The sequence below is a fragment of the Brevundimonas sp. genome, assembly GCF_046293315.1.
Lineage (GTDB): Bacteria > Pseudomonadota > Alphaproteobacteria > Caulobacterales > Caulobacteraceae > Brevundimonas.
The window spans coordinates 1-880 of sequence record NZ_JBKBPF010000028.1 but is presented as its reverse complement, the minus strand read 5'-3'; the positions used below and the strand labels follow the sequence as shown (position 1 = coordinate 880).

The 880-nt window shown below is 65.9% G+C and carries 1 protein-coding gene; it reads right to left on the bottom strand.

What is annotated here, in order from left to right; genetic code table 11:
• Positions 1-142 precede the first annotated feature (142 nt).
• On the bottom strand, positions 143-781 hold the full coding sequence (locus tag ACK4SE_RS13835) for an exopolysaccharide biosynthesis protein (protein WP_409693868.1): 639 nt from the start codon (positions 779-781) through the stop codon (positions 143-145).
• Between the last annotated feature and the right edge of the window lie 99 nt (positions 782-880).

The following is an 880-nucleotide window of genomic DNA, read 5'->3' as shown; positions in this document are numbered from 1 at the left end:
GCCCGGCGGCGCTTTCATTTTTGAAAGGGCGCTATCGCCCTTCGGGCTACTTGAGCGCGTCGTAGGAGGCGCTATCGCCTGTCGGCTGCTTGAGCGCTTTGCAAGTGCGCTATCGCCCTTCGGGCTGCTTGAGCGCAGGCGATCAGAACAGGTTGGCGAACCAGTCGGCCGTGCTGCTGACGATGGCCACGACGGTGGCCCAGATCAACGTCAGATAGACCGCGCAGACGACCGTCCCGATCAGCCCCGCGATCACCGCAAAGCCGTCGCGCTGGATGATGGCCAGGCCAAACACCGCCAGCGTCAGGCCGGGCAGGGCGTCGCCGAACGGCACCGGCAGGGCCATCATCAGCGCCAGCAGGATGCAGATCGCACCCACCACCACATCGGCGACTTCGCCGGTCAGCGCCGGCCAGCGCGGACGGGTCAGCCGCTCCACCTGGCGCAGGCGCGGCAGGATCTTCTCACTGGCGGTCCGATAGGTCGCCCGGCTGAACGACAGCCGCAGCAGCCAGCGCGGCAGCCAGACCCTGTCCTTTTGCAGCGCCAGTTCGGCCGCGATCAGGATGATCGGCACGGAAAATACCGCCTTGCCCCCTGGCGGCCATGGAAACAGCGCCATCAGGGCCAGCATCAGGATGGCCGCGCCAAAGCCGCGCTCGCCAAAGCCTTCGATCATCTCTCGCAGCGACAGCTTGGGATCATCGCCATGCCCCAACCCCTCCAGCACGTCCGAAAACGAGCGGGTCTCATCGGGCAGGGTGGCAGTGACGTGGCTCATGCGGCGGGTCTCAGGCGCGACGGACCGCAAAGGTAGGAGGGCGGATGATGCGGCGCCATCCTCACATCGGCTATGAGCCCTTAATCTTTCGTCACATGC

Bases quoted from the DNA above. Each gene is read 5' to 3' on its own strand.
- ACK4SE_RS13835 (WP_409693868.1), bottom strand. From the start codon at position 781: ATGAGCCACGTCACTGCCACCCTGCCCGATGAGACCCGCTCGTTTTCG.